This is a genomic window from Collimonas fungivorans Ter331 (genome assembly GCF_000221045.1).
In the GTDB taxonomy this organism is placed as follows: domain Bacteria; phylum Pseudomonadota; class Gammaproteobacteria; order Burkholderiales; family Burkholderiaceae_D; genus Collimonas; species Collimonas fungivorans_A.
Genome location: NC_015856.1, coordinates 1,637,543 through 1,662,247, shown reverse-complemented (window position 1 = coordinate 1,662,247; position 24,705 = coordinate 1,637,543). Strand labels below are relative to the sequence as shown.

24 protein-coding genes are annotated in these 24,705 nt (G+C 60.9%); 15 read left to right on the top strand and 9 right to left on the bottom strand.

Going from position 1 to position 24,705, the window contains the following annotated elements; all coding sequences use genetic code 11:
- The first annotated feature begins 81 nt into the window (after positions 1-81).
- A complete protein-coding gene (ppc, locus tag CFU_RS07245; RefSeq protein WP_014005395.1) occupies positions 82-2,955 on the top strand; it encodes a phosphoenolpyruvate carboxylase in 2,874 nt (957 codons plus the stop codon).
- Between the two features lie 107 nt (positions 2,956-3,062).
- Here ppc and choX read toward each other — a convergent pair whose 3' ends face one another.
- Positions 3,063-3,983, bottom strand: coding sequence for a choline ABC transporter substrate-binding protein (gene choX / locus CFU_RS07240; RefSeq protein ID WP_041741446.1), 921 nt, complete (start codon positions 3,981-3,983; stop codon positions 3,063-3,065).
- A gap of 73 nt (positions 3,984-4,056) precedes the next feature.
- The gene (gene betC / locus CFU_RS07235) at positions 4,057-5,580 is read right to left on the bottom strand and encodes a choline-sulfatase (RefSeq protein ID WP_148264779.1); all 1,524 of its coding nucleotides are present in this window, start codon (positions 5,578-5,580) and stop codon (positions 4,057-4,059) included.
- Between the two features lie 106 nt (positions 5,581-5,686).
- Here betC and CFU_RS07230 point away from each other — a divergent pair, with 106 nt between their 5' ends.
- On the top strand, positions 5,687-6,598 hold the full coding sequence (locus CFU_RS07230; protein WP_014005392.1) for a choline sulfate utilization transcriptional regulator: 912 nt from the start codon (positions 5,687-5,689) through the stop codon (positions 6,596-6,598).
- Between the two features lie 102 nt (positions 6,599-6,700).
- Here the strand turns inward: CFU_RS07230 and CFU_RS07225 are convergent, their stop codons facing one another.
- Entirely contained in the window at positions 6,701-7,756 is a 1,056-nt protein-coding gene (locus CFU_RS07225; RefSeq protein WP_014005391.1) for a mechanosensitive ion channel family protein, read from the bottom strand.
- 223 nt (positions 7,757-7,979) lie between these two features.
- A complete protein-coding gene (locus tag CFU_RS07220) occupies positions 7,980-8,459 on the bottom strand; it encodes a GNAT family N-acetyltransferase (RefSeq protein ID WP_014005390.1) in 480 nt (159 codons plus the stop codon).
- A gap of 237 nt (positions 8,460-8,696) precedes the next feature.
- Between CFU_RS07220 and CFU_RS07215 the strand changes: the two genes are divergently transcribed.
- The 7 genes from CFU_RS07215 to CFU_RS24825 all read left to right on the top strand — a co-directional run bounded on the left by CFU_RS07215 (position 8,697) and on the right by CFU_RS24825 (position 13,847).
- A complete protein-coding gene (locus CFU_RS07215) occupies positions 8,697-9,419 on the top strand; it encodes a GntR family transcriptional regulator (protein WP_014005389.1) in 723 nt (240 codons plus the stop codon).
- A 1-nt stretch (position 9,420) separates the two neighbouring features.
- Positions 9,421-10,200, top strand: a complete 780-nt coding sequence (locus CFU_RS07210; protein ID WP_014005388.1) for a transporter substrate-binding domain-containing protein — start codon at positions 9,421-9,423, stop codon at positions 10,198-10,200.
- 35 nt (positions 10,201-10,235) lie between these two features.
- On the top strand, positions 10,236-10,916 hold the full coding sequence (locus CFU_RS07205) for an amino acid ABC transporter permease (protein ID WP_014005387.1): 681 nt from the start codon (positions 10,236-10,238) through the stop codon (positions 10,914-10,916).
- On the top strand, positions 10,913-11,569 hold the full coding sequence (locus tag CFU_RS07200) for an amino acid ABC transporter permease (RefSeq protein WP_014005386.1): 657 nt from the start codon (positions 10,913-10,915) through the stop codon (positions 11,567-11,569). The genes CFU_RS07205 and CFU_RS07200 overlap by 4 nt, the downstream gene beginning before the upstream one ends.
- A complete protein-coding gene (locus CFU_RS07195; RefSeq protein ID WP_014005385.1) occupies positions 11,550-12,278 on the top strand; it encodes an amino acid ABC transporter ATP-binding protein in 729 nt (242 codons plus the stop codon). The genes CFU_RS07200 and CFU_RS07195 overlap by 20 nt, the downstream gene beginning before the upstream one ends.
- Positions 12,279-12,391: 113 nt before the next feature.
- Positions 12,392-13,447, top strand: a complete 1,056-nt coding sequence (locus CFU_RS07190) for an adenosine deaminase (RefSeq protein WP_041741444.1) — start codon at positions 12,392-12,394, stop codon at positions 13,445-13,447.
- 142 nt (positions 13,448-13,589) lie between these two features.
- Entirely contained in the window at positions 13,590-13,847 is a 258-nt protein-coding gene (locus CFU_RS24825) for a DUF1488 family protein (RefSeq protein WP_082814660.1), read from the top strand.
- A gap of 54 nt (positions 13,848-13,901) precedes the next feature.
- Here CFU_RS24825 and CFU_RS07180 read toward each other — a convergent pair whose 3' ends face one another.
- Entirely contained in the window at positions 13,902-14,342 is a 441-nt protein-coding gene (locus tag CFU_RS07180) for a multidrug/biocide efflux PACE transporter (protein WP_014005382.1), read from the bottom strand.
- A gap of 102 nt (positions 14,343-14,444) precedes the next feature.
- Between CFU_RS07180 and CFU_RS07175 the strand changes: the two genes are divergently transcribed.
- Together CFU_RS07175 and CFU_RS24820 are read left to right on the top strand one after the other, a co-directional pair.
- Positions 14,445-15,314 carry a LysR family transcriptional regulator gene (locus CFU_RS07175; protein WP_014005381.1) on the top strand — a complete coding sequence of 290 codons (870 nt, stop codon included), beginning with the start codon at positions 14,445-14,447 and terminating at the stop codon, positions 15,312-15,314.
- 60 nt (positions 15,315-15,374) lie between these two features.
- Positions 15,375-15,533 (top strand): hypothetical protein, encoded by a 159-nt coding sequence (locus tag CFU_RS24820; RefSeq protein WP_014005380.1) that lies wholly within the window; start codon positions 15,375-15,377, stop codon positions 15,531-15,533.
- A gap of 631 nt (positions 15,534-16,164) precedes the next feature.
- Here the strand turns inward: CFU_RS24820 and CFU_RS07170 are convergent.
- Entirely contained in the window at positions 16,165-17,211 is a 1,047-nt protein-coding gene (locus tag CFU_RS07170) for an oxidoreductase (RefSeq protein WP_041743094.1), read from the bottom strand.
- A 195-nt stretch (positions 17,212-17,406) separates the two neighbouring features.
- The gene (locus CFU_RS07165; RefSeq protein WP_041741442.1) at positions 17,407-17,769 is read right to left on the bottom strand and encodes a hypothetical protein; all 363 of its coding nucleotides are present in this window, start codon (positions 17,767-17,769) and stop codon (positions 17,407-17,409) included.
- 188 nt (positions 17,770-17,957) lie between these two features.
- Here CFU_RS07165 and CFU_RS07160 point away from each other — a divergent pair, with 188 nt between their 5' ends.
- Complete coding sequence (locus tag CFU_RS07160) at positions 17,958-18,179, top strand: hypothetical protein (protein ID WP_041741441.1); 222 nt, start codon at positions 17,958-17,960, stop codon at positions 18,177-18,179.
- Positions 18,180-18,295: 116 nt separating this feature from the next.
- Here the strand turns inward: CFU_RS07160 and CFU_RS07155 are convergent, their stop codons facing one another.
- Both CFU_RS07155 and CFU_RS07150 read right to left on the bottom strand, forming a co-directional pair.
- Positions 18,296-18,544 (bottom strand): hypothetical protein, encoded by a 249-nt coding sequence (locus tag CFU_RS07155; protein ID WP_014005376.1) that lies wholly within the window; start codon positions 18,542-18,544, stop codon positions 18,296-18,298.
- Positions 18,545-18,620: 76 nt separating this feature from the next.
- Entirely contained in the window at positions 18,621-19,322 is a 702-nt protein-coding gene (locus tag CFU_RS07150; protein ID WP_050808502.1) for a 4'-phosphopantetheinyl transferase family protein, read from the bottom strand.
- A 528-nt stretch (positions 19,323-19,850) separates the two neighbouring features.
- On the opposite strand from CFU_RS07150, the gene CFU_RS07145 reads away from it, so the two are divergent.
- The 3 genes from CFU_RS07145 to nadB all read left to right on the top strand — a co-directional run bounded on the left by CFU_RS07145 (position 19,851) and on the right by nadB (position 24,695).
- Entirely contained in the window at positions 19,851-21,536 is a 1,686-nt protein-coding gene (locus CFU_RS07145) for an MFS transporter (protein WP_014005374.1), read from the top strand.
- A gap of 243 nt (positions 21,537-21,779) precedes the next feature.
- Positions 21,780-22,991, top strand: a complete 1,212-nt coding sequence (purT, locus tag CFU_RS07140; protein ID WP_014005373.1) for a formate-dependent phosphoribosylglycinamide formyltransferase — start codon at positions 21,780-21,782, stop codon at positions 22,989-22,991.
- Positions 22,992-23,084: 93 nt separating this feature from the next.
- Positions 23,085-24,695 carry an L-aspartate oxidase gene (gene nadB / locus CFU_RS07135; RefSeq protein WP_014005372.1) on the top strand — a complete coding sequence of 537 codons (1,611 nt, stop codon included), beginning with the start codon at positions 23,085-23,087 and terminating at the stop codon, positions 24,693-24,695.
- Positions 24,696-24,705 lie beyond the last annotated feature (10 nt).

The window sequence follows — 24,705 nt, the reverse complement described above, 5'->3', positions numbered from 1 at the left end:
AGACTTATATAGACAGCACCCGCCCAACCGGTTCCAAACCCTTCGTCCCCACCCCAGAAAAACTGATTGCACTCGTTCATTATGGCAAAACAATTGAATTCTGCTGTCCAGGTAAAAAAACCCGCTCCCAATAAAGATGCTCCGCTCAAAGAAGATATCCGTCTGCTGGGCCGCTTGCTGGGCGACGTGCTGCGCGATCAGGAGGGCGACGCGGTATTTGAAGTGGTGGAAACCATACGCCAGACGGCGGTACGCTTCCGGCGCGAATCGGATCCGCAGGCCGGCGCCGACCTCGACAAGCTGCTCAAGAAACTCACGCGCGACCAGACCAATTCGGTGGTGCGCGCATTTTCCTATTTCTCGCACCTGGCCAATATCGCCGAGGATCAGCACCATAACCGGCGCCGCCGCGCCCACTTGCTGGCCGGATCGGCAGCCCAGCCCGGCAGCGTGGCGCATGCCCTGAGCAAGCTGGATGACGCCGGCGTCTCCGGCGCCACCGTGCGCAGCTTCCTGAAAGATGCCTTGATTTCGCCGGTCCTGACTGCCCACCCGACCGAAGTGCAGCGCAAGAGCATCCTCGATGCGGAGCGCGAGATCGCCCGCCTGCTGGCCGAGCGCGACCGTCCCCTGACCGCGAAAGAACTGCGCGACAACACCGAACTGCTGCGCGGCCGCATCGCCACCCTGTGGCAAACCCGCATGCTGCGCTATACCAAGCTGACGGTAGCGGACGAAATCGAGAATGCCCTGTCCTACTACCGCATCACCTTCCTGCGCGAACTGCCGGCGCTGTATGACGACATCGAAGGCGAAATCGCCACCCAGTTCCCGACCCGCGCGCGCCAGCCCAGCGGCGGCGCCAATGCCGAACTGGCGCCCTTCGTGCAGATGGGTAGCTGGATCGGCGGCGACCGCGACGGCAATCCCAACGTCAACGCCGGCACCATGCAGCGCGCGCTGTCGCGGCAATCGACCACCATCTTTGATTTTTACCTGGAAGAAGTACATGCGCTGGGCGCGGAGCTGTCGGTCTCGACCCTGATGGTCAGCGTCAACCAGGAACTGCTGGCGCTGGCGGAAAGTTCGCCCGACACCTCGGACCATCGTTCCGACGAACCTTACCGCCGCGCCCTGATCGGCATCTACGCACGGCTGGCCTCGACCGCGCGCGAGCTGGGCGCCACCAACATCCTGCGCCAGGAAGTCGGCGCCGCCGCCCACTATGCGACGCCGCAGGAATTTACCCAGGAATTGCAGATCGTCGAAGATTCGCTGCGCGCCCACCACGGCAGCGCACTGGTCAAGCCGCGGCTGGCGACGCTCAAGCGCGCTTCCGAGATTTTCGGTTTCCACCTGGCCTCGCTCGACATGCGCCAGAGTTCCGACGTCCACGAACGGGTGCTGACCGAGCTGTTCGCCCAGGCCCAGGTGGAAGGCGCTTACGACAAGCTCAGCGAAGAACAGAAGATCGACCTGCTACTGGCCGAACTGGCCAAGCCGCGCCTGCTGTACTCGCCGTACATCGAGTATTCCGACGAGACCGTGTCCGAACTGTCGATCCTGCGCGCCGCCGGCGAGATGCGCCAGCGCTACGGCGCGCGCTCGATCCGCAACTACATCATCTCGCACACCGAGACTGTGTCCGACTTGCTGGAAGTCCTGCTGCTGCAACAAGAAACCGGCCTGCTGCGGCCTGATGCCGTTGCGGGCAAGGGCAAGGCTGCCGTCGGCGAGCTGGAAGTCATGGTGATCCCGCTATTCGAAACCATTCCCGACCTGCGCCGCGCCGCCGCCATCATGGAGCAGTTCATGGCCCTGGCGCCTGTGGAGCGGCTGATCGCCAAGCAAGGCAAGCTGCAGGAAGTGATGCTGGGTTATTCCGACTCCAACAAGGACGGTGGTTTCCTGACTTCCAACTGGGAGCTGTACAAGGCTGAGATCCAGCTGGTGCGCGTATTCGACCGCGCCGGCGTCAAGCTGCGCCTGTTCCATGGCCGCGGCGGCACCGTCGGCCGCGGCGGCGGCCCGAGCTACCAGGCGATCCTGGCGCAGCCGCCGGGCACCGTCAACGGCCAGATCCGCCTGACCGAGCAAGGCGAGATCATCGCTTCCAAGTTTTCCAACCCGGAAATCGGCCGCCGCAACCTGGAGCTGCTGGTGGCGGCGACGCTGGAAGCGAGCCTGATGCCTAACAATGCCGACGCCAGGCAAACCAAGAAGCTAGGCGAATTCGAACAGCTGATGGATGGTTTGTCGGAACGCGCTTACCAGTCCTACCGCAACCTGGTCTATGAAACCCCCGGTTTCACCGACTACTTCTTTGCGGCGACGCCGATTGCCGAGATCGCCGAACTGAACATCGGTTCGCGCCCTGCCTCGCGCAAATCGACGCGCCGCATCGAAGACTTGCGCGCGATTCCCTGGGGCTTTTCCTGGGGCCAGTGCCGTTTGCTGCTGCCGGGCTGGTACGGCTTCGGCAGCGCCATCGAAAGCTGGCTGGAAGAGGGAAAGGACAGCAAGCTCAAGACCCAGAAGCTGGCGACCTTGCGCGCCATGTACAAGGAATGGCCGTTCTTCGCCACCCTGCTGTCGAACATGGACATGGTGCTGTCGAAGACCGACCTGGCTGTGGCCTCGCGCTATGCCGGGCTGGTCACCGACCGCAAGCTGCGCAACAGCATCTTCAAGCGCATCGTCGATGAACACGAGCGCACCAGCAGCATCCTGTCGGCCATCACCGGCTCCAAGGACCGCCTGTCGGGCAATCCGCTGCTGGCGCGTTCGATCAAGAACCGCTTCGCCTACCTCGATCCGCTGAACCACTTGCAGGTGGAACTGATCAAGCGCCACCGCAGCGTGACCGCGGCCGGCCGCACGACGGAAGAAAGGGTCAAACGCGGCATCCACCTGAGCATCAACGGCATCGCCGCCGGTTTGCGCAATACGGGTTGACGGGCTCCATGTAGGGTGGGCACCTGTGCCCACGCGGAATCTTGCTCGTTTGAGCTCGAGCGTCCGCGTGGGCAGAAAAACCTGCCCACCCTACTGCGAGACTGCCGCTAGTTCAAGCCAAGCATCTTCTTCACTGCCGGCAAACCATCTTCGCCGCCACGTGTCTTGACGCCATTTAGCCATGCCTGCAACAGCTCGGGGTGCTGTTTCAACTGCCGCGCCGCGGCGGTCTTCGCATCCACTTTCTGCGTCAGCACGTCGCTGATGATCTTGTTTTCCAGGTCGACGTTGAACTCAAGCTGGCTGAACAGCCGGCCGCTGTTCGGGCACTGCGCCGCATAACCTTTGCGCGCCAGCGTGTTCACCGTGGCGCCGCCGTAGTTGGGGCCGAAATAGGCATTGCCGCCATCCAGGTAAGTGAGCTGGAAACGGGTGTTCATCAGGTGCGGCTCCCAGGCCAGGAATACGATCCACTCCTTGGCCAAGACTTTGCGCGCGACCTGGCTCAACATGCTTTGCTCGCTCGACTCCACCAGTTTCCAGTTGTCCAGCCCGAACGACTTGGCCGCCAGCATGGTCTTGATGTTCTGGTTGGCCGGCGCGCCGGTTTCGATGCCGTAAATCTTGCTGTCGAATTTGTCGGCGAACCTGGCAAGGTCGCTGAAAGACTTGACGCCTGCGGCAGCGACGTAGCTGGGAACCGCGAGCGTGAACTTGGCATTGACCAGGTTGGCGTGCAGGACGTCGATGGCGCCATCCTTGAGCTGGGTTTCCATGAGCGGCTTTTGCGCCGGCATCCAGTTGCCGAGGAAGACATCGATCTGGCCTTTTTTCAAGCCGACGAAAGTGATGGGAACCGACAGGTGGTCCACCTTCTGCTCATAACCGAGCGCATCCAGCAAGATGCCGGCGATGGCATTGGTTGCGGTAATGTCGCTCCAGCCGGGATCGGCCATGCGCACTAGCTTGCAAGCGTCAGCCTCCGCCCCAAAAGCGCCCTGATGCAAAAACAGCAGGCAGGCCAGCATCACTGGAATACCCGATGGAATACCTTTTCTTGGCATGCTGCCCTCCAGCTTATTTACCTGCTTATTTACCTGCTTATTTACCCGAAACCGCCGGAAAACGCGCCATCGCCTCCAGCGCGTCAAGGTCGATATGGTTGCGCATGAAACGCAGGCTAGCGTCCTGCACCGGCTGGTAATCCCAGTGCCGCGCCGTGCCCGTGCTTTGCGCCGCAAAGTGGAAGCGCCGCCGGCGCTGGCTGGCGACTACCTGCTCATGCAGCTTGGACAGGTTCCAGCGATGGCCGGCTTCCTGGCGGAATTGCTCAAGCACGGCCATGGATTCCGGATCGGTCGCCAGGTTCTTCAACTCGTCGGGATCGCGCGCAAGATGGTAGAGCTGGTCGGGATCGACCGGCGAGTGGATGAACTTGTAGGGGCCGCGCCGTATCATCACGATCGGCGCCAGCGCTCCCTCGCCGCAATACTCGCCGATCACTTCGTCATGCCCGGCCCTGCCTTGCAGGTGCGGCAGCAGGCTGCGGCCGTCGATAGTTTCGGGATACGGCGGCGCGGCGCCGTCGAAAGCGAGGTCGACCAGGGTCGGCAAGATGTCGGCCAGCGAGACCGACGCCGCCACCCGCCGTGGCCGGAAACGCTCCGGCGCATGCACGATCAGCGGTATGCGGGCGGCGCCTTCAAAGAAATTCATCTTGTACCAGAGTCCGCGCTCGCCCAGCATGTCGCCATGGTCGGCCAGCAGCAGGATGACGGTGTCGTCGGCCATGCCAGTCTGCTCCAGCGTCTGCCGGATGCGGCCGATCTGTTCGTCGACGTAGGAAACCGCGCCATAGTAGGCGCGGCGGGCGTTGCGCACCTGCTGTTCCGTGACCGGGGTGCGGTCCATGTCGCTGACGTGGCGCAGGCGCCGGGAGTGCGGATCGAGCTGTCCGGGCGCCAGGTGTACCCGCGGCATGTCGATGTCTTCGTCCCGGTACAGGTTCCAGTATTGCTCGGGGATGGCGTAGGGGTCGTGCGGGTGGGTCAGCGAGACCAGCATGCAAAACGGGCGCTCATCGCCATCGCGCGCAATGTCGAACAGTTTCTGGCGGGCGGCGGCGACCACCTCTTCGTCGAAATCGAGCTGGTTGGTGCGTATGCAAGGCCCGGCGTCGATCACCGAGCCCATATTGTGGTACCAGCTCGGGCGCTGATCTGGATGGTCCCAGTCAGGGGTCCAGCCGAAATCCGCCGGATAGATGTCGGTGGTCAGCCGCTCTTCAAAGCCGTGCAACTGGTCGGCGCCGCAGAAATGCATCTTGCCGGACAAGATGGTGCGGTAGCCGGCGTGGCGCAAATAATGGCCGAAGGTCAGCACCTCCGCGCCCAGCTCGGCGGCATTGTCGTAGGCGCCGATCGCCGAAGGCAGCTTGCCCGCCATGAACACGTAGCGCGACGGCGCACACAGCGGGCTGTTGGTGTAGGCGGAATCGAACACCACGCCACCCTCCGCCAGCGCATCGATGTTGGGCGTCTGGCAGACCTGGTTGCCATATGCCGCCAGTGCGGCAGGCGTCAGCTGGTCTGCCATCAAGATCAGAATATTCGGCTTGCGGCTCATCGTTCTCTCTCCTGGCATTGATTGGCTTTATGCGACGAGTTAGTCTAGCATCGTGATTTCATGGGTGTGAAGCCCACAAATCGTTATGCATCCATAAAGAGAGATTATGGCTAAACCGCACCGCCTACCACCCTTGCAAAGCCTGGTGTTCTTCGAAGCCGCAGCCCGCCACCTGAATTTCACCGCGGCGGCGCAAGAACTCGGCACCACCCAGCCGGCGGTCAGCCACCGCATCGGCTTGCTGGAAGAAGACCTGGGCGTACCTCTGTTCAAGCGCGCCCACCGTGGCGTTTCGCTGAGCGCCGACGGCGTGCGGCTGTTCGAGGCAGTGCACGAAAGCCTCGGCACCATCGGCGCCGCCGTGGCGCACATCCGCGCACAGCGTTCGCGCCGGGTGCTGACGGTAGCGACCGACTTCGGCTTCGCGGCTTACTGGCTGATGCCCCAGCTGGGCGCCCTGCGCAAACTGGTGGCCGACCTCGATGTACGCATCGTGACTTCGCAAAAGCCTTTCGATATCCGCGAGGAAGCGGTCGACGTCGCGATCGCTTTCGGCGCCGGCCACTGGCCGGGCTGCGAGGCGGAACTGCTGTTGCCCGAAATCGTGATTCCGGTATGCAGCCCGGGTTTCCTGGCCAGCCATGCCGCAGGCGAAGATATCAGCAGACTGACCGCATTACCGCTGCTCCATTTGGAAAGCGAAGAGCCGACGCGCTGGCTGAGCTGGGACAGCTGGTTCGCCCGCCACCGGCTGGCGGCCAGCGATGGCGCACACGACCTCAGTTTCAACAACTATCCGCTGGTGATCCAGGCCGCCATCGCCGGACAGGGCCTGGCGCTAGGCTGGCTGCCGCTGGTCGAGGATTTGCTGCGCAGCGGCCAGCTGGTGCGCGCCGCCGCCGGCCCGGTGCAAACCGATAATGGCTACTTCCTGGTGCGCCCCAACGCACAGCGGACGACCGCCGCCATCGACTTGTTCCGCCAGTGGATCATCGGTGAGTGTGGCAGGCTTGCGTAGGGTGGGCACCTGTGCCCACGCGTGACCCGGAGTAGATACTGCGGCACCGGAATGGCATGTACGTGGTGTGAGTTCACGCGTGGGCAAAAAAACTTGCCCACCCTACGCATCGAGCGCCGCGCGCAACCGCGGCAGGCTGTCCGGATAGTTCCCGGCGATGAACGCCAGCATGGCTTCGCGGATGGCGCAGCGCAGGTCGAAGGCGGTGCCGGAATCCCTGGCGCTGACCAGCAGCCGCAATTGCATGGCGCGTTCGTTGGCGTCGGTCACGTGCAAGACGCAAACCCGGCCGTCCCACAAGGAAGATTGCTTGCAGATGCGCTCGAACTCGGCGCGCACCGCCGGCACCGGGACGCCGAAATCCAGCCACAGGAACACCGTGCCGAGGATGGTGGAAGAGGTGTGGGTCCAGTTCTCGAAGGGATTTTCGATAAACCACTGCAAAGGCACGATCAGGCGCCGTTCATCCCAGATCCGCACCACCACGAAGGTGCCGGTGATTTCTTCGACCCGCCCCCACTCGCCCTGGACGATCAGGACATCGTCGATGCGGATCGGCTGCGAAAACGCGATCTGCATGCCGGCGATGAAATTGCCCAGCACCGGCCGCGCCGCAATACCGGCGACCAGTCCCGCCACCCCGGCCGAGGCCAGCAGGCTGGCGCCGAACTGGCGCGCGCCGGGCAAGGTCAGCAAGACAAACCCCAGGCCAAGCAGCGCCGCAATGAAGTAGGCGCTGCGCGTCAGCACCCTGGTCTGGGTCAGGATGCGGCGGGCTTTCAGGTTGTCGGCGGCGCTGACCGGATTGAGCTGGACAACGGTGGCGCTCAAGGCGCGGATGCAGCGCATCGCCAGCCAGGTCAAGGCGACGATCAGCGCCACCGAGGTCAGGTAGGACAGCGGCACCAGCCATGGCGTATCGTCCGGCGCCCCGGTCAGCACCAGGCGCACCGCGAACAGCATCAGACACACCTGGCTGGCGCGGTAAGCGATAAAGCTGGCGTTGGTGATGTAGGGCCGGTTGCGCACCAGCCGCCGCAGCAGCATGATGCCGACGCGATGCAGCACGCCGGCCAGCACTGCTGCCAGCAAGGCGGCTCCAAGCACATACAGGCTGGTTTCCAGATATTGCAGTTCAGGGAAAATGCTCGGATTCATCCATGGACTTCCATTGGTTGGTCAAATCCGGCGCCGCCTCCGCTGATCCCGGCTGGCGTCGGATTAGTGTCCTGAGTTAGAAGTTCGTTGAATAAGAAAAGTGATGAAATCGGTGTCAGGCTAGGCGCAAAACGGAGCAAGGGTGTGGCCCCTTGCGAGTATTTGCAACGACGCATGGCACCGATTTCATCGCTTTTCTTCGACGAACTTCTAACTCAGGACACTAAAGTTTTTTCTGCATCAGCATGGCTTTGCCCATAGCCGGATCGAGTTCGTAGCCGGCAAACCCGGTCGACTTGTACAGCGCTTGGGCGCGCAGGTTGCCTTCCAGCACTTCGAGCGTGATCTTGCAGCAACCCAGGCCCAGCGCCACCTGCTCCACCTGCGCCATCAGCAGCTTGGAAATCCCGCGGCCGCGAAATTTTCCGGCGACCGCCAGGTCATGGATATTCAGCAGCGGCTGGCAGGCGAATGTCGAAAAACCCTCGATGCAGATCGCCACTCCCGCCGGCTCGTCGTCGACAAAAGCCAGCACCACGTGAACATCCTTCCTTTTGCTGATGGCGGCGATCAGGTTGCTTTTGACAAAATCGGCGAGTTGCTGGCCGCCGCCCATGGCATCCATGGCGTAGTCGTTCAACAGTTCAACGATGGCGCTGGCGTGGCGGGCATTGGCAAAATCGGCGTTCACTATCTGAGTCATGTTCTTGGTCCTGGTTCAGTATTGATTGATGTTTCCGATTTTATATCAGCGGCGGGCAATGCTGACAGGTGCCGAATGAAGTGCCAAAAAAGCGCAGCCGCGCCCCTTTTTAGTGACTTTTAGTGACAATAATCGGCAGCACTAACCAATTTGGTGAACTGATACACCAATCTTGTATATCAGATAGGTGCATCAGTCCAGGAAGGCGGCTGGCATACGACTTGCTGATACAGCAGCATGACCGCCGCCGCCAAATCGTCCACCCAAATCGCCGAACGGATTACCGAAGCGATGCTGGCGCGCAAGCTCGCTCCCGGCACCCGGCTGGGAGAGCAGCAGCTGGCGGAACTGTTCGGGGTCAGCCGCACCCAGATCCGCGAGGCCTTGACGCGCCTGGTGACGCGCGGCATCGTCACCGTCAGCGCGCGCCGCGGCTGGTATGTGATCGAGCCGACCCCGGAAGATGCGCGCGACGCTTTCGAAGCGCGCCGGGTGCTGGAGCTGGGGCTGCTGCGCCATGCGCGGCCGATCGGCGCCGACGCCATCCGCAAGCTGCGCCAGCATGTCGAGCGCGAACAGGCTGCGCTGGAAGGCGAGGATGTCGCCACGCGCAGCTTCCTGTTGGGCGATTTCCATGTCTGCCTGTGCGAATCGTTCGGCAATACCCTGCTGGCCGACACCCTGCGCGACCTCACTACCCGCACTACCCTGACCGCCATGCAATACCAGTCCTCGCACCACGCCCGGCAATCCTGCGCCGAACATGTCGGCATCGTCGCCGCGCTGGAAGCCGGCGACCTGGAACTGGCGGAACAACTGATGCACAACCATTTATGCAATGTCGAAGCAGGCCTGGACCAATCGCTGCGCAGCGATTCCCTGTCGCCGCTACGACAGGCGCTGGCCCCGCTTTCCGAGAATGCCGACTTTGCAACATCACCCCCGCTGAAGGAGTTTTAACATGAAGTTTCCAAAAATTTTGTTCGCCTTGGCTGCTGCTGCCACCCTGTTCAGCAGCACTGCGCGGGCCGATGCGCTCGAGGACATCGTCAAGAGCGGCGTACTGAAAGTCGCCGTGCCGCAGGATTTCCCGCCGTTCGGTTCGGTCACCAGCGACCTCAAGCCGCAGGGCCTGGATATTGACGTCGCCACCCTGATCGCGAAGAAAATGGGCGTGAAGATCGAACTGATCCCGGTCACCAGCGCCAATCGCGTGCCCTACCTGCAAACCAAGAAAGTCGACCTGATCATTTCCAGCCTGGGTAAAAACCCGGAACGCGAAAAAGTGATCGCCTTCAGCGACGCCTATGCTCCCTTCTATAACGGCGTGTTCGGCGGCGCCGACCAGAAGGTCAGCAGCGCGGCCGACCTGGCCGGCAAGACCGTGGGCGTGACCCGCGGCGCGGTGGAAGACCTGGAACTGACCAAGATTGCTCCTGCCAGCGCCACCATCAAGCGCTACGAAGACAACAACGGCACCATCAGCGCCTTCCTCTCGGGTCAGGTGCAGCTGGTAGCGACCGGCAACGTGGTGGCGGCAGCAATCATCGCCAAGAATCCGCCGAAGAAACCCGAAACCAAATTCCTGATCAAGAATTCACCATGCTCGATCGGCCTCAGCAAGGACGAACCGAAACTGCTGGAGAAGGTCAACGCGATCCTGGCGCAGACCAAGAAGGATGGCGAGCTGAATGCGCTGAGCGTGAAGTGGCTGGGCCTGCCTTTACCGGCCAACCTGTAAGCGCCGCTTGCCGCATTGACTAGCCTAAGGCAGACATGAGTTATCACTTCGATTTCCTGGCGCCGTTCGATTATCCCGCCGTGCTGGTCAAAGGCGTGCTGGTGACGATTGAACTGATCGCCATCGGCGGCGTGCTGGGCGTGGCGGTCGGCATCTTCGGCGCCTGGGCCCGCACCCAGGGACCGCGCTGGTTGCGGCCTTTGGTCAGCGCCTATGTTGAGCTGATCCGCAACACGCCGTTCCTGATCCAGCTGTTTTTCATTTTCTTCGGGCTGCCGGGGATAGGCGTGCAGATCGGCGAAATGCAAGCGGCGCTGCTGGCGATGGTGATCAATCTCGGCGCCTACAGCTGCGAAATCATCCGCGCCGGCATCGCTGCCGTCGCCCGCGGCCAGGTCGAAGCAGGCCTGAGCCTGGCGATGACCAGGATGCAGATATTCCGGCATGTGATCCTGCCCCCCGCCCTGCAAAAAATCTGGCCGGCGCTGTCGAGCCAGGTAGTGATCGTGATGCTCGGCTCCGCCGTGTGTTCGCAGATTGCGGTGGAAGAACTGGCGTATGCCGCCAACTTCATCCAGGGCCGCAATTTCCGTTCGTTTGAATCCTACCTGCTGTCGACCGCGATCTACCTGCTGCTGGCGATCGGCCTGCGGCAGCTGCTGCGGCTGGCCGGCGACCGTCTGTTCGGCCGGCCCGCAGCCAGGGAGGCTACATGATTACATTCTCTGTCTGGGATATCGTGCGCAACCTGCTGCTGGCGCTGCGCTGGACGGTGTTGCTGTCGCTGGCGTCGTTCGCCCTGGGCGGCCTGCTGGGACTGATCGTCCTGTTCATGCGCACCTCGAAGCAAGCCTGGCTGCGCCGCCTGACCAAGATGTACATCGAGCTGTTCCAGGGCACGCCCTTGCTGATGCAGCTGTTCCTGGCTTTTTTCGGCCTCGCCCTGTTTGGCCTGGAAGTGCCGGCCTGGTTGGCCGCCGCGCTGGCGCTGACGTGCTGGAGCAGCGCCTTCCTGGCGGAAATCTGGCGCGGCTGCGTCGACGCCATCCCGCGCGGCCAGTGGGAAGCATCGTCTTGCCTGGCCATGAGCTACATGCAACAGATGCGCCATGTGATCCTGCCGCAAGCGCTGCGCATCGCGATTCCGCCTACGGTCGGCTTCAGCGTGCAGATCGTCAAAGGCACGGCGGTGACCTCCATCATCGGCTTCGTCGAACTGTCGAAAGCCGGCACCATGATCACCAACGCCACGTTTCAGCCGTTCACCGTGTATGCACTGGTGGCGCTGATGTATTTTGCGCTGTGCTGGCCGCTGTCCAAATACAGCCAGTCTCTGGAAAGGAAATTCAATGCCGCTAATCGCCATTGACAACGTAAAAAAAAGCTTCGGCGACAACCAGGTGCTGAAGGGCATCAGGCTCGATGTCGAAGCCGGTGAAGTGATCGCCATCATCGGCAAGAGCGGCTCCGGCAAAAGCACCCTGCTGCGCTGTATCAACGGTCTGGAAAGCATAGACGAAGGCAATATCAGCGTCGCCGGCGCGCACCTGGGCAAGACTGAGCTGGAGCTGCGGGCGCTGCGCCTGAAAGTCGGCATGATCTTCCAGCAGTTCAACCTGTTTCCGCACCTGACGGTCGGCCGCAACGTGATGCTGTCGCCGATGATCGTCAAGGGCAGCACGGAGAGCGAGGCGCGCAAGTCGGCGCAGGAGAACCTGGCGCGGGTCGGCCTGGCGGAAAAATTCGACGCCTATCCTGACCAGCTGTCCGGCGGCCAGCAGCAGCGGGTGGCGATCGCACGCGCATTGACGATGCAGCCGCAAGCCCTGCTGTGCGATGAAATCACCTCTGCGCTCGACCCGGAACTGGTGAACGAAGTATTGGCGGTGGTGCGCGGGCTGGCGGAGGAAGGCATGACCTTGCTGATGGTGACCCATGAAATGCGGTTTGCGCGCGAAGTCTGCGATCGCGTGGTGTTCATGCACCAAGGGAAAGTGCATGAAATCGGGCCGCCGGAAGAAATTTTCGCCAACCCCAAGACCATCGAACTGCAGCAGTTTCTGGGGGCATCGCATTGAAGAAAAGTTGACCGGAAATTGGTAAACGGAGGGGGCTGTATCGCAATTCTGTAAAATTGAGGATTGGCTCCTGATTTTCTCCTGATTTTCTCCCGTTAACCATGGACGTACTCATGAATTCAATCAGCACCACCCCGCCGCTCGCTGCCGACCTGATCTCCTTCATCGAAGGTTTGCCGAAAGCGGAATTGCACCTGCATATCGAAGGCACGCTGGAACCTGAATTGCTGTTCGCGCTGGCGCAACGCAATAATGTCGAACTGCCCTACGCCTCGGTAGAAGAGCTGCGCGCCGCCTACGCCTTCACCGACCTGCAATCGTTTCTCGACCTGTATTACGCCGGCGCCGCCGTGCTGCAGACTGAACAGGATTTCTACGACATGACGATGGCCTACATTGCCCGCTCACGGGCAGACAATGTGCGCCACTCCGAGATTTTCTTCGATCCGCAAACCCATACCGAACGCGGCATCGGCATCGACGTCGTATTCGCCGGCATCGCCCGCGCCCTGCGCGAAGCGCGCGACAGGCACGGTTTCAGCAGCGCCATGATCATGTCCTTCCTGCGCCACTTGTCGGAAGAAGAAGCGTTCGCCACGCTGGAGCAAGCGCTGCCCTTGCGCGCCCAGTATCGCGACCTGTGGATAGGCATAGGCCTGGATTCGGCTGAACGCGGCAATCCGCCGGAAAAATTCGCCCGCGTCTTCGCGCGCTGCCGCGAACTCGGTTTCCACCTGGTGGCCCATGCCGGCGAAGAAGGTCCGCCGGAGTACGTCAGGGACGCCCTTGATGTATTGCATGTGGAGCGTATCGACCATGGCGTGCGCAGCGAGGAAGATCCGGCCCTGATGAAGCGGCTGGCGCAGCAGCGCATTCCGCTGACGGTGTGCCCGCTGTCCAACCTCAAGCTGTGCGTGGTGGACGACATGCGCAAGCACAATCTGGCGCGCATGCTGCACGCCGGCCTGGCGGTCACCGTCAACTCCGACGATCCGGCCTATTTCGGCGGCTACATGAACGCCAATTTCCTGGCGGTGGCGGCGTCGCTGCGCTTGAGCCGCACCGAGCTGGTGATGCTGGCGCGGAATGCGTTCGAAGCTACATTCCTGCCGGCAGCCGCTAAACAGCAGCTGTTGCTGGAGCTGGATGGCTACTGCATGGCGCACTGATCCGGCAGCCTCTCCAGCTGCAGCCTGCAACCCCGTATTGTCCTTGCCAGCCGGCAGGTTTCCGGGCATCATGGATAAGCAGCCAGATAGTCTGCCCTATCGATCCCGTCTGACTCTGCGCAACCGTATTATCGTGGAGACCATGATGGACAACGTACTTGCCGCACCTCGCCTGACCAATGCCGGCATCCTGTTTTCGGTGACGGTCGAATTCCAGCAGTATCAATGCCTGGTGCCGGCAACCACACTCTCGGACCTGTCGCATTCGAAAGACCCCAAGCTCGATTTGCTCGGCACCTACCGGGCGTTCCAGACCAAAATCGAAGGCGTCGCACGGCGTCTGATCAGCGCCGGTATCGTCGGCAAGCCGCTGGTTATCGGCAGCGGCTACTTCCAGTAATTCCAAGGCCCTGCTTTTGTTCCACCGCATGCATTACCTGCATGCGATGGATAGTCACGAGCCGGCAAATATGCGCTTCTTCAACAGGGTAGCGCGCAGCTTGTCGTACGCCAGGTTGAAGACAAAGGTGTAAGGCAGGAAAAAAAGCAGCAAGCCGATGTCGAGGATCAGCGCATCGAGCAGGCTCATGTCCAGCCACCACGCCACCAGCGGCACCACGATCGCCACCAGTCCGGCTTCGAACGCGGTGGCGTGCACCATGCGCATGGCCATGGTGCGGACCAGGCGCCAATGGCGCTCGATGCGGTCGAACAGGCTGTTGAAAATCATGTTCCAGGTCATCGCCACCAGCGAGATCATCAGCGTCAGCAAACCTGCGTGCGCCATCGGCATCTTCATCACCCACGACAATACCGGCGCGGTCAGCGCCACCGCCAGCACCTCGAAAATCAGCGCGTGGACGGCACGCTCGCGCCATGTTTTATTCGCATTCATATAACCTCCATTGCTCAGAAAGATCCGATGGGGTTATTTTCTTCGACTTTCCTGATACTATAAAACTGATAACCATCGGATAAACCGATATATAGGAAAGCCATGCGCCATTCGCTGGAAACGCTCTTCATGTTTGCCGAAGCCGCCACGCTGGGTTCGTTTTCCGCCGCAGCGCGCAAACTGGGCAAACAGCAATCCACCGTCAGCGAAGCGATCGCCAACCTGGAAATCGACCTTGGATTGACCTTGTTCGATCGCAGCACCCGCCGCCCGACGCTGACCGAACAAGGCCGGGCCATGCTGGTCCACGCGCAGCAGGTGATGGAGGCCGCCGACCGGCTGCAACGATCGGCGCACCGGCTGGCGGGCGGACTGGAGCCGCAACTGACGCTGGTGCTGTCCGACACCTACCAGTCGGACCGCTTCGAGCATATCCTCACCAGTTTCGAACAGCGCTATCCCGAGCTGGAGCTGGAATGCATGATTGCGGAGCGTAACGACGTGGTGTCTTTGGTGCAGGAAGGACGCGCCAACCTGGGACTGGTGGCGGCGCAAGCGGATTATCCGCCGGATATCGGCTTTGAATCGGTGCCGGACCGTTCGGCGATCGGCCTGTATGTCGGCAAGCAGCACCCGCTGGCGAAAGCCAGGCATATCTCGACCGAGATGCTGCATGCGGCGCGCGAACTGCGCCTGAGCACCTTTGCCGACGATGCTGTGCAGCGCCGGCGCGGCAAATGCTGGACCGCCTCCAGCTACCTGCTGCTGCTGGAAATGACGGAACTGGGTTTTGGCTGGGCCGAACTGCCGCATTGGATGGCCAAGCGTTTTGCCGCCGGCAGCCTGCTCGAATTGCAGGTGCGCGGCTGGCCGAAAAGCATACAGGTCGACGCCGTATGGTCGCGCCAGCGCGGGCTGGGGCCGGCCGGCGGCTGGCTGCTGGATACCCTGATGGCGCACCAGGATAGCTGAAACGGCATAGCTGGCGCGAATTTTGCTGCTATCGGGCATCACTCGAAAGATAGACAAAAAATGCTAATCATCCTCGCCTCCATCACTTTTGCCGCCCTGCTCGCCGCTTTCCTGCTGCACAAGGAACTCAAGACACGCGGTTTCCTGTCGAGCTACAACCGCAATGCCCGTTCCGACGCCCGATTGCAGCGCAGCCGGACGATCAAGCCGCACCAGTGAGGTCCGCAGACAGCGGGGACGTGTGATAGTTAATCTCACTCAACGTCACTGCCTGACAACAAATCACCGGCCGGGGCCAAGCCCCTGGCTTGATTTCTCTTTTCCGACAGGCAAAAAAAAGCCCGCAGAGCCTTGCGGCGCGGGCTGAATCCAAACCATAGGGGGTTGGAGGAGACGAATCCACTATAAAGCGAAATATGGCGCACCGCAATATAGTAAAAATACGGTATCAAAACGCAAAAAAACCTGCGACCGTGAGGTAAGCAGGTTTTCATATTCTTCAATACAGGAGAAGATTCCCGAAACCCAGTCCTATCTGGAAAGTGGCTCCGACGTGTAATGAATCTACTCTTGTATTGGCCCGGATCGCTTTGAATTCGCTTTAAACTTCGTCATGTGCGACAGGCAATTTCTGAATTATACACAGATCTTTCAGGAAATGCAAGCGAAAGCCGAAGGCTGCGCATTTACCGCAAATCCCACAGGCAAAAAAAAGCCCGCGAGACCTTGCGGCGCGGGCTTGAATCCAAACCTTGGGAGGTGTTGGAGGAGACAGGTACAACTATATAGACCCGGCCCAAGGACAGCCAATTTATTTAACGCATAACAGTTATTCACCCGGATGATAGCGTTACCATCCAGTCGCCGCATAAGGCAGGCGGCGGCCTTCCCCGTTACTTTGGCGCGCCAGTTCGAGGATTTCGGCAACGCCGACCGCGGCATCAGCAGTAACCGGAAACGGCGCGCCATCCTGGATCGAGGCAGCCAGCGCCCGATAGAATTCCACATAAGCGCCATCCAGAGTGCTCAGTTCGCCACGCAGGTCAAGCTCGCCCTCAACTTCCCGGATCAGGCCCGGCGGGTTTTTGGCCCAGCCCGGCTGCCCGGGGCGCAAACCGGCCTTGAGCTGGTCTTCCTGGCTGTCGAGCCCGGTTTTCAGATAGCTGCCGCGGCGGCCGTGGATGGTGAAACGCGGTGCTTCGAGCGCGCTCAGGGCGCTGGCGTGCAATACCACCTGCTTGTCCGCATACCCCAATTGCAGATGGACATAGTCATCGGCCTTGGCCTGTTCGCGGTAGGTGCCGATAGTCGCGCTGACGTTTTGCGGGGCGCCGAACAATGTCAGCGCCTGGTCGACCAGGTGCGGTCCAAGGTCGTACAGCAGGCCGCCGCCGTTTGACGCGTCCTCGCGCCAGCGTTGCCGCACCGCAGGCCGGAACCGGTCGAAATGCGACTCGAAATGCGTGATGTGGCCAAGCCGGCCGCTGGCGATCAGCGCCTGCACGGTGCGAAAATCGCCGTCCCAGCGCCGGTTATGGAACGGCGCCAGCAACAGCTTGCTGTCGGCGGCCGTGCGCGCCAGGATGCGCGCCTCTTCCGCGCTCAGGGTGACCGGCTTGTCGACCACCACATGCTTGCCGGCAGCCAGCGTGCGCCGCGCGAATTCAAAATGGGTGTCGTTCGGCGTTGCGATCACGATGCAGTCGAGTCCGTCATCGGCCAGCAAAGCGTCGAGACCGGCAACGATGCGCGCTTCCGGCCAGGCTTGGGCGGCGGCCTCGGCCTGGCTGCTGGCGATCGCACTGAGCGCGGTGCGGCCCGAGTGCCCGATCAGCGGCGCATGGAAGGTGGCGCCGGCAAAGCCGTAGCCTAAAAGGCCTATGTTCAGCATGGGCATGGTGTTCTCCGTGGATTCATGATGATTCAGCCCGGAAGGCAAATAAGCCATCGCTCAAAGTTACCCACAGAAATTGTGGACAGTCCTGTGGATAACCTGCAAAGATTTTAATCAAGTGTTTGATTTATATGACTTTTTACTAAGCGCACAAGCTTGATACTCCGGGCATAACGTTGGCGGCCGCCTTATGGCCGTTCAAGTAGCCGAAGAATCAATATCCGCCAGGGATTCGCGCCCTTTTTCGGTGATATCGTAACCGTCGCCGGCAGGCCGGGCGCTGACATGCCCTTTTTTCCCAAGGAACATGGCGACGTCTGCCGCCAGCTTGGCGCCAGGATCGCTGGCCACGGCGCGCAGGCCTTCAATGCAATTCCTGATGAACAGAGTCTGCTGCCCTTTCTCGGTCAATGACAGGCCGCCGTTCTTTTCATATGCAATGTACTTGAGTCCGGCCAGGCGCTTGGTGTTCCTTGCCACGCAGGCAGTCACCCTGCCGTGCGCGCCCTTGCGGATCTGTTCCAGGGCGTCGTATTCATCTCTTGTCAAACCGTCGTTCATTACTGCTTCCTCTGTAGAATTTGCCTTGCTGCGACCCTCATGGTACGCGCCGCGGAGGATAGCGGCAATGGATAGCGGCCAGGCGGGCAGGCGCGATGCCGGACGAATGCATTGATTACTACAATCGTTAAATAAAATCTGGTATCGTGACCGCAGGTATTCCAACCTCGCGCACAAGGAGACATTTTATGGATTTAACAGAAAAATTCGACGCCAAAGGCAAAGAAACAGGGAACGCCTATCATGTCGAGTGCTACAAAGACTCGATTGAAAGAGCTGCTGCAAACGGCACCGTCGCTTCCTTGCCGGGACGTGAAATCTACAAGCTGGCGGACGGACGTGCGCTGACTCCGTATGCGGAAGGAAAATTCGTGATTGACCAGACCGGCGAAAAAATCGTACGGGTCTAAGCGACCCCGTCTAGGCACCCCGTCAAAGCTTTAGCCAACATTCTGAAAGCCTGCGACCGGTGAGGAAGCAGGCTTTTTTATTGGAGAAACGGGAATGGAGCGGAACCGGATCCGCTCTACGCTCGGCCACCGTCGCGCAAGGTCCTGATCAGCAGGTCCGCCATGATGTTGCCGTCGAATTCGCGGAAACCGCGCTGGTAAACCAGCGCTCCCACCGCGATCAGCCGGTACAGTTCTTCCTCTGTCAGCTTGTAAGACAATTTTGCGATTTCGTTGGCAAACATCTGTACGATATCGTCGTCGCTGGTGAGCGGTACCTGGCGACTTGCCCTACCCCACATCTCGATGATCTTGGCAGCCTTCATAAAACCCTCCAGAAGACTTTTTATTATAGATGCCGCCTCGCAAATATCCAGTGCCTGGCGCCAATTGACGCTAAGGTCAGAACAGGCACAGCGTCGCTACATTGCCGGAAAAATAACTGTAGCCGATGCTGTACAAGCTGCCTTTGACGCATGATGGCGACAAGGTTGCCGCCAGCCTTAACGTGAGGCTGGATTGCTGTTCTTGCAATTCGCACACTTCGGCATCCAGGAAATCGAAATAGCGCCCGACAAAAGGATAGAGCGCCTTGAACAGGCTTTCCTTGGCCGAAAAGACCAGGCTCAGCCAATCGCCGAGGGACAAGCCGGCTGCCTCGCCGACGGCTAGTTCCGGCGCTTTCATCAGGTGTTCATGCAGCGGTTGCGCCGCTTCGTTGGTGAGCATCCGCTCAATATCGATGCCCAACCCGCGCCATTCGCGGCTGCTGGTGGCCACAGCAATTGCCAGGCCATCGCCGTGGCTGATCGAGCCCAGGGAGCCGGCGGGCCACAGCGGCGCCCGATGCTGGCCGATGGCGAGCGTCGCCGCGCCGTGGTGGCCGAGCTTCTGCAGCGCCTCGCGGGCGCAGAACCTGCCGGCGGCGAACTCCACCTGGCGTTTCAGCACAGCTCGCGCCAGGGTGTCGGGCAAGACAATGCCGCTGGCCCGCAGCCGGTCCAGCTGCCCGGCGTCGACCGAATAACGCAAACCGGCCCGGAAAATGGACTCGGGCATTTCCGGCAAAACAATCTCGGTCAAATCATCTGCTGGAATTTGCATGGTTTTCCGGGGTAAACGGCGGTGGACCGTGGATAAAACATTATAACGGCCGGAAAACGAAAAACCCGAACACCTTACGGCGGCGGGTTGATCGGGATGCAACAAAATTGGTGCCGGTGATCGAGGCTACCGGCCAACCTGCTGATGGCAAGACACTTGTCGAAAAACCTTGGCCGGGCTTTATAAGTGAGCACTAAATCAACACCTCGTATCCTACCCGCCTAACATGACAGCGGCATGACTGCCCCATGACAACTGCCGGTTTTATCCATGCCGACAGCCGAAAAAAAGCCCGTGAAACCTTGCGGCCACGGGCTGAATCCAAACTCGGGGAGAGTTGTAGAAGACGTAGCCATTGTAGCGCTTCCAGAATTTTCGCATAGCTGTCAATGTTGACAGGTAGCAACTTCTCCTTCCCGGCATTTCTCCCGCGTAAGTTTCTCGTAAGTTTCAAGCAAGTCCCGCGTAAGGTTTCGCCTGCACACTCCAATTCAGCTGTACCAAATATAAATAATCAAGGAGACCGGCATGGCCACAACACAACCTACCGCTGGCGGGCTTAAACCTGCTGCACGAGGCATCACACCGGAGGAGCGCAAAGTCATCTTTGCCTCGTCGCTGGGCACCGTATTCGAATGGTATGACTTTTACCTGTATGGTTCGCTTGCGGCCATCATCGCCAAGCAGTTCTTCTCCGGCACCGATCCCAATACCGGCTTCATCTTTGCATTGCTGGCGTTTGCCGCGGGCTTTATCGTGCGTCCCTTCGGCGCGCTGGTATTTGGCCGCCTGGGCGACATGATCGGCCGCAAGTTCACCTTCCTGGTGACGATCCTGATCATGGGCGCCTCGACCTTCATCGTCGGCATCCTGCCGAACTACGCCACGATCGGCATTGCCGCTCCCATCATCCTGATCACCCTGCGCATCCTGCAAGGCCTGGCGCTGGGCGGCGAGTACGGCGGCGCGGCGACCTACGTCGCCGAGCATGCGCCGGACGACAAGCGCGGCGCATTCACCTCATGGATCCAGACTACCGCGACGCTGGGCCTGTTCCTGTCGCTGCTGGTGATCCTGGGCGTACGCAGCGCCGTCGGCGAAGAAGCGTTTTCGTCATGGGGCTGGCGCATTCCTTTCCTGGTCTCGATCGTGTTGCTGGCAGTATCGGTCTGGATCCGCCTGTCGATGAACGAATCGCCGGCTTTCGCCAAGATGAAGGCTGAAGGCAAGACCTCCAAGGCGCCGCTGACGGAAGCCTTCGGCCAATGGAAAAACCTGAAGCTGGTGATCCTGGCCCTGATCGGCCTGACCGCCGGCCAGGCCGTGGTCTGGTACACCGGCCAGTTCTATGCGCTGTTCTTCCTGACGCAATCGCTGAAGGTGGACATGTCGACCGCCAACATCCTGATCGCCCTGGCCCTGCTGCTGGCCACCCCGTTCTTCGTGGTCTTCGGCACGCTGTCCGACAAGATCGGCCGCAAGCCTATCATCATGGCCGGCTGCCTGATCGCAGCGCTGACCTACTTCCCGATCTTTTCCGGCCTGACCCACTACGCCAATCCGGCGCTGGAAGCCGCGCTGAAAAATGCACCGGTGATCGTCACCGCCGATCCGGCCACCTGCCAGTTCCAGTTCAATCCTACCGGCACCAAGAAGTTCACATCGTCCTGCGACATCGCCAAAGCCAAGCTGTCGGCAGCCTCGGTGAACTACGAGAACGTCGTTGGCGCTCCCGGTTCGGTGGCCACCATCAAGATCGGCGAAAAGGTCCTGACGTCGTATGACGCCAAAGGCCTGTCGAAAGAAGACGCCGCCGCCAAGGACAAGGCGTTCTCGGCTGAACTGGCCGGCGACATCAAGGGCGCGGGTTATCCAAGCAAGGCCGATCCGGAACAGATGAACAAGCCGATGGTGCTGCTGCTGCTGTTCATCCTGGTGATCTACGTGACCATGGTCTACGGCCCGATCGCGGCGATGCTGGTGGAAATGTTCCCTACCCGCATCCGCTATACCTCGATGTCCATGCCTTACCACATCGGCAACGGCTGGTTCGGCGGTTTGCTGCCGACCACCGCCTTCGCCCTGGTGGCGTTCAAGGGCGATATCTACTACGGCCTGTGGTATCCGATCGTCATCGCCATCGCCACCTTCGTGATCGGCATGCTGTTTGTCAAGGAAACCAAGGACTACGATATCTACCAAGCCGAGCGCTAATGAAAGATATGGCATATGCTTACGGCTATGCCTGAGCAGCGCAAGACGAGCCGCCGGATGATTCTGGCGGCTTTTTTCATTTTGCCAACTGTCCTTGCGCCTTGATATTTGCTATTGTCAGGCGTTGGCCAACGATAAAATATCCTCTTTACGAATTTTTTACCGCCTTCACCCACCTCACCGATCAACGACTAACGCACATTCGCGGCGCAGGGCAACCGGGCGCTGCAACTCCTTTCCAATATGAAGACACCAACCACACTCGGCACTCCGCTCTCCCCTTCCGCCACCAAAGTCATGCTGCTGGGCTCCGGCGAACTCGGCAAGGAAGTCATCATCTCGCTGCAGCGGCTGGGCGTCGAAGTGATCGCCGTCGACCGCTACCCGAACGCCCCCGGCCACCAGGTCGCGCACCGTTCGCACGTGATCAACATGGCCGACGGCGCCGCGCTGGAAGCGCTGATTGCGCTAGAGCAACCTGACCTGGTGGTGCCGGAAATCGAAGCGATTGCGACCGAAACCCTGGTCGCGCTGGAAGCCGCCGGCAAGGTCACCGTGATTCCCACCGCGCGCGCCGCCTGGCTGACCATGAACCGCGAAGGCATACGGCGCCTGGCCGGCGAAACGCTGGCGCTGGCGACTTCGCCCTACCGCTTTGCCAATAACCTGGACGAACTGAAAGCCGCCTGCTCGGCAATCGGCTTTCCGTGCGTGATCAAGCCGGTCATGTCGTCTTCCGGCAAGGGCCAGTCGAAGATCGACGGTGCCGATGAAATCGAAGCGGCCTGGGCCTATGCCGCCGCCGGCGGCCGGGTCGATTCGGGCCGCGTCATCGTCGAAGGCTTCATCGATTTCGATTATGAAATCACGCTGCTGACGGTGCGCGCGCTGCAGCAGGACGGCAGCATCGCCACCCATTTCTGCGAGCCGATCGGCCACATCCAGGTACAAGGCGATTACGTCGAATCCTGGCAACCGCATCCGATGCATCCGGAAGCGCTGCTCAGGGCGCGCGATATCGCCAAGAAAGTCACCGACAACCTGGGCGGCCTCGGCCTGTTCGGGGTCGAGCTGTTCGTCAAGAACGAAATGGTCTGGTTCTCCGAAGTGAGCCCGCGCCCGCACGACACCGGCATGGTGACCATGGCCAGCCAGCAGCAAAGCGAATTCGAGTTGCACGCCAAGGCTATCCTCGGCCTGCCGGTCAACGTCGCTTTGCGCAGCCCGGCGGCTTCGGCTGTCATCTATGGCCAGCATGACGCCAAGGGCATCGCGTTTGAAGGCGTGGCCGACGCGCTGCGGGTACAGGGCGTGGATATCCGCCTGTTCGGCAAACCGGAATCCTTTGCGCGCCGGCGCATGGGCGTGGCGCTGGCCACGGCTGACGATGTCGAGACCGCGCGCATCCGGGCCAAACAGGCGGCGGCCAAAGTCAAACCGGTAATCGTGGAATAATTGGCGGCACGGCAGCACGGTAGCAGAGGGTAGTAGAGACATCGCCCCAGACCCTGGGGCGATCCGGATTAAAACAATAACCAAGCATCCATCATGAAATTCGATGTCGCCATTATCGGCAGCGGCCTGGCCGGCCTGTCGGTCGCACTGCATCTTGCCGAAAACAACAAGGTTGCCGTCATCTCCAAACGCGCGCTGCTCGACGGCGCCAGCAACTGGGCCCAGGGCGGCATCGCCGCCGTGCTGGATTCCGGCGACAGTCATGAACAGCATATCAACGACACGCTGGTCGCCGGCGCCGGCTTGTGCGATGAAAGCGCGACCCGTTTCATCGTCGAGAATGGCCGCGCAGCCATCGAATGGCTGATTGAACAGGGCGTGCCGTTTACACCCGACACCAGCGCCGAGCTGGGCTTCCACCTGACGCGCGAAGGCGGCCACAGCCAGCGCCGCATCATCCACGCCGCCGACGCCACCGGCCATGCGGTGCAGGTGACGCTGGAACAAAAGGTGCGCGCCCACCCGAACATCACGCTGCTGGAAGATCACTATGCGATCGACCTGATCACGTCGAAGAAGGTAGCTACCGGCGAAACCGGCAAAAGCGCACCGCGCTGCCTTGGCCTGTACGCCAAGAACGTCAAGACTGGCAAGGTGCTGACCCTGGCCGCCAACCACACGGTGCTGGCCACCGGCGGCGCCGGCAAGGTCTACCTGTACACCACCAATCCCGACAGCGCCACCGGCGACGGCATCGCCATGGCCTGGCGCGCCGGCTGCCGGGTCGCCAACATGGAATTCATCCAGTTCCATCCGACCTGCCTGTACCACCCGTACGCCAAGTCTTTCCTGATCACCGAAGCCATCCGCGGCGAAGGCGGCGTGCTGAAATTGCCGGATACCGAAGGCGCCGATGCCGGCATGCGCTTCATGCCGTCGCACGACGAGCGCGCCGAGCTGGCGCCGCGCGACGTGGTGGCGCGAGCGATCGACTTCGAGATGAAAAAACGCGGCCTGGACCACGTCGACCTCGACATCACCCACAAGTCGCCGGAATTCCTGAAAGAACATTTCCCCACCATCTATGCCCGTTGCCTGGAGCTCGGCATCGACATCACCAAGCAGGCGATCCCGGTAGTGCCGGCGGTGCATTTCACCTGCGGCGGCATCGTCACCGACCTGAATGGCCGCACCGACCTGCCCGGTCTGTATGCGGTTGGTGAAACCGCTTATACCGGCTTGCATGGCGCCAACCGCCTGGCCAGCAATTCGCTGCTGGAATGCGTGGTAGTGGGCCGCGCCACCGCCAAGTTCATCGCCCAGCAAGAGAAGCCGAAAGCCGTCTCGCTGCCGGCCTGGGATGAAAGCCGTGTGACCGACGCCGACGAAGAAGTGGTGATCTCCCATAATTGGGACGAATTGCGCCGCTTCATGTGGAATTACGTCGGCATCGTACGCACCAACAAACGCCTGGAGCGCGCCCAGCACCGGATCCGCCTGCTCAAGGAAGAAATCGACGAATATTATGCGCACTTCCGCATCAGCCGCGATCTGCTCGAGTTGCGCAACCTGGTGCAGGTGGCGTCGCTGATCGTCGAGAGCGCCTTGTCGCGTCACGAGAGCCGCGGCCTGCACTACAGCCAGGATTACCCGGAAACGCTGGCCAAGGCTTTGCCTAGCGTGCTGACGCCGGAGCGCCGCTAACTCGTCCGCG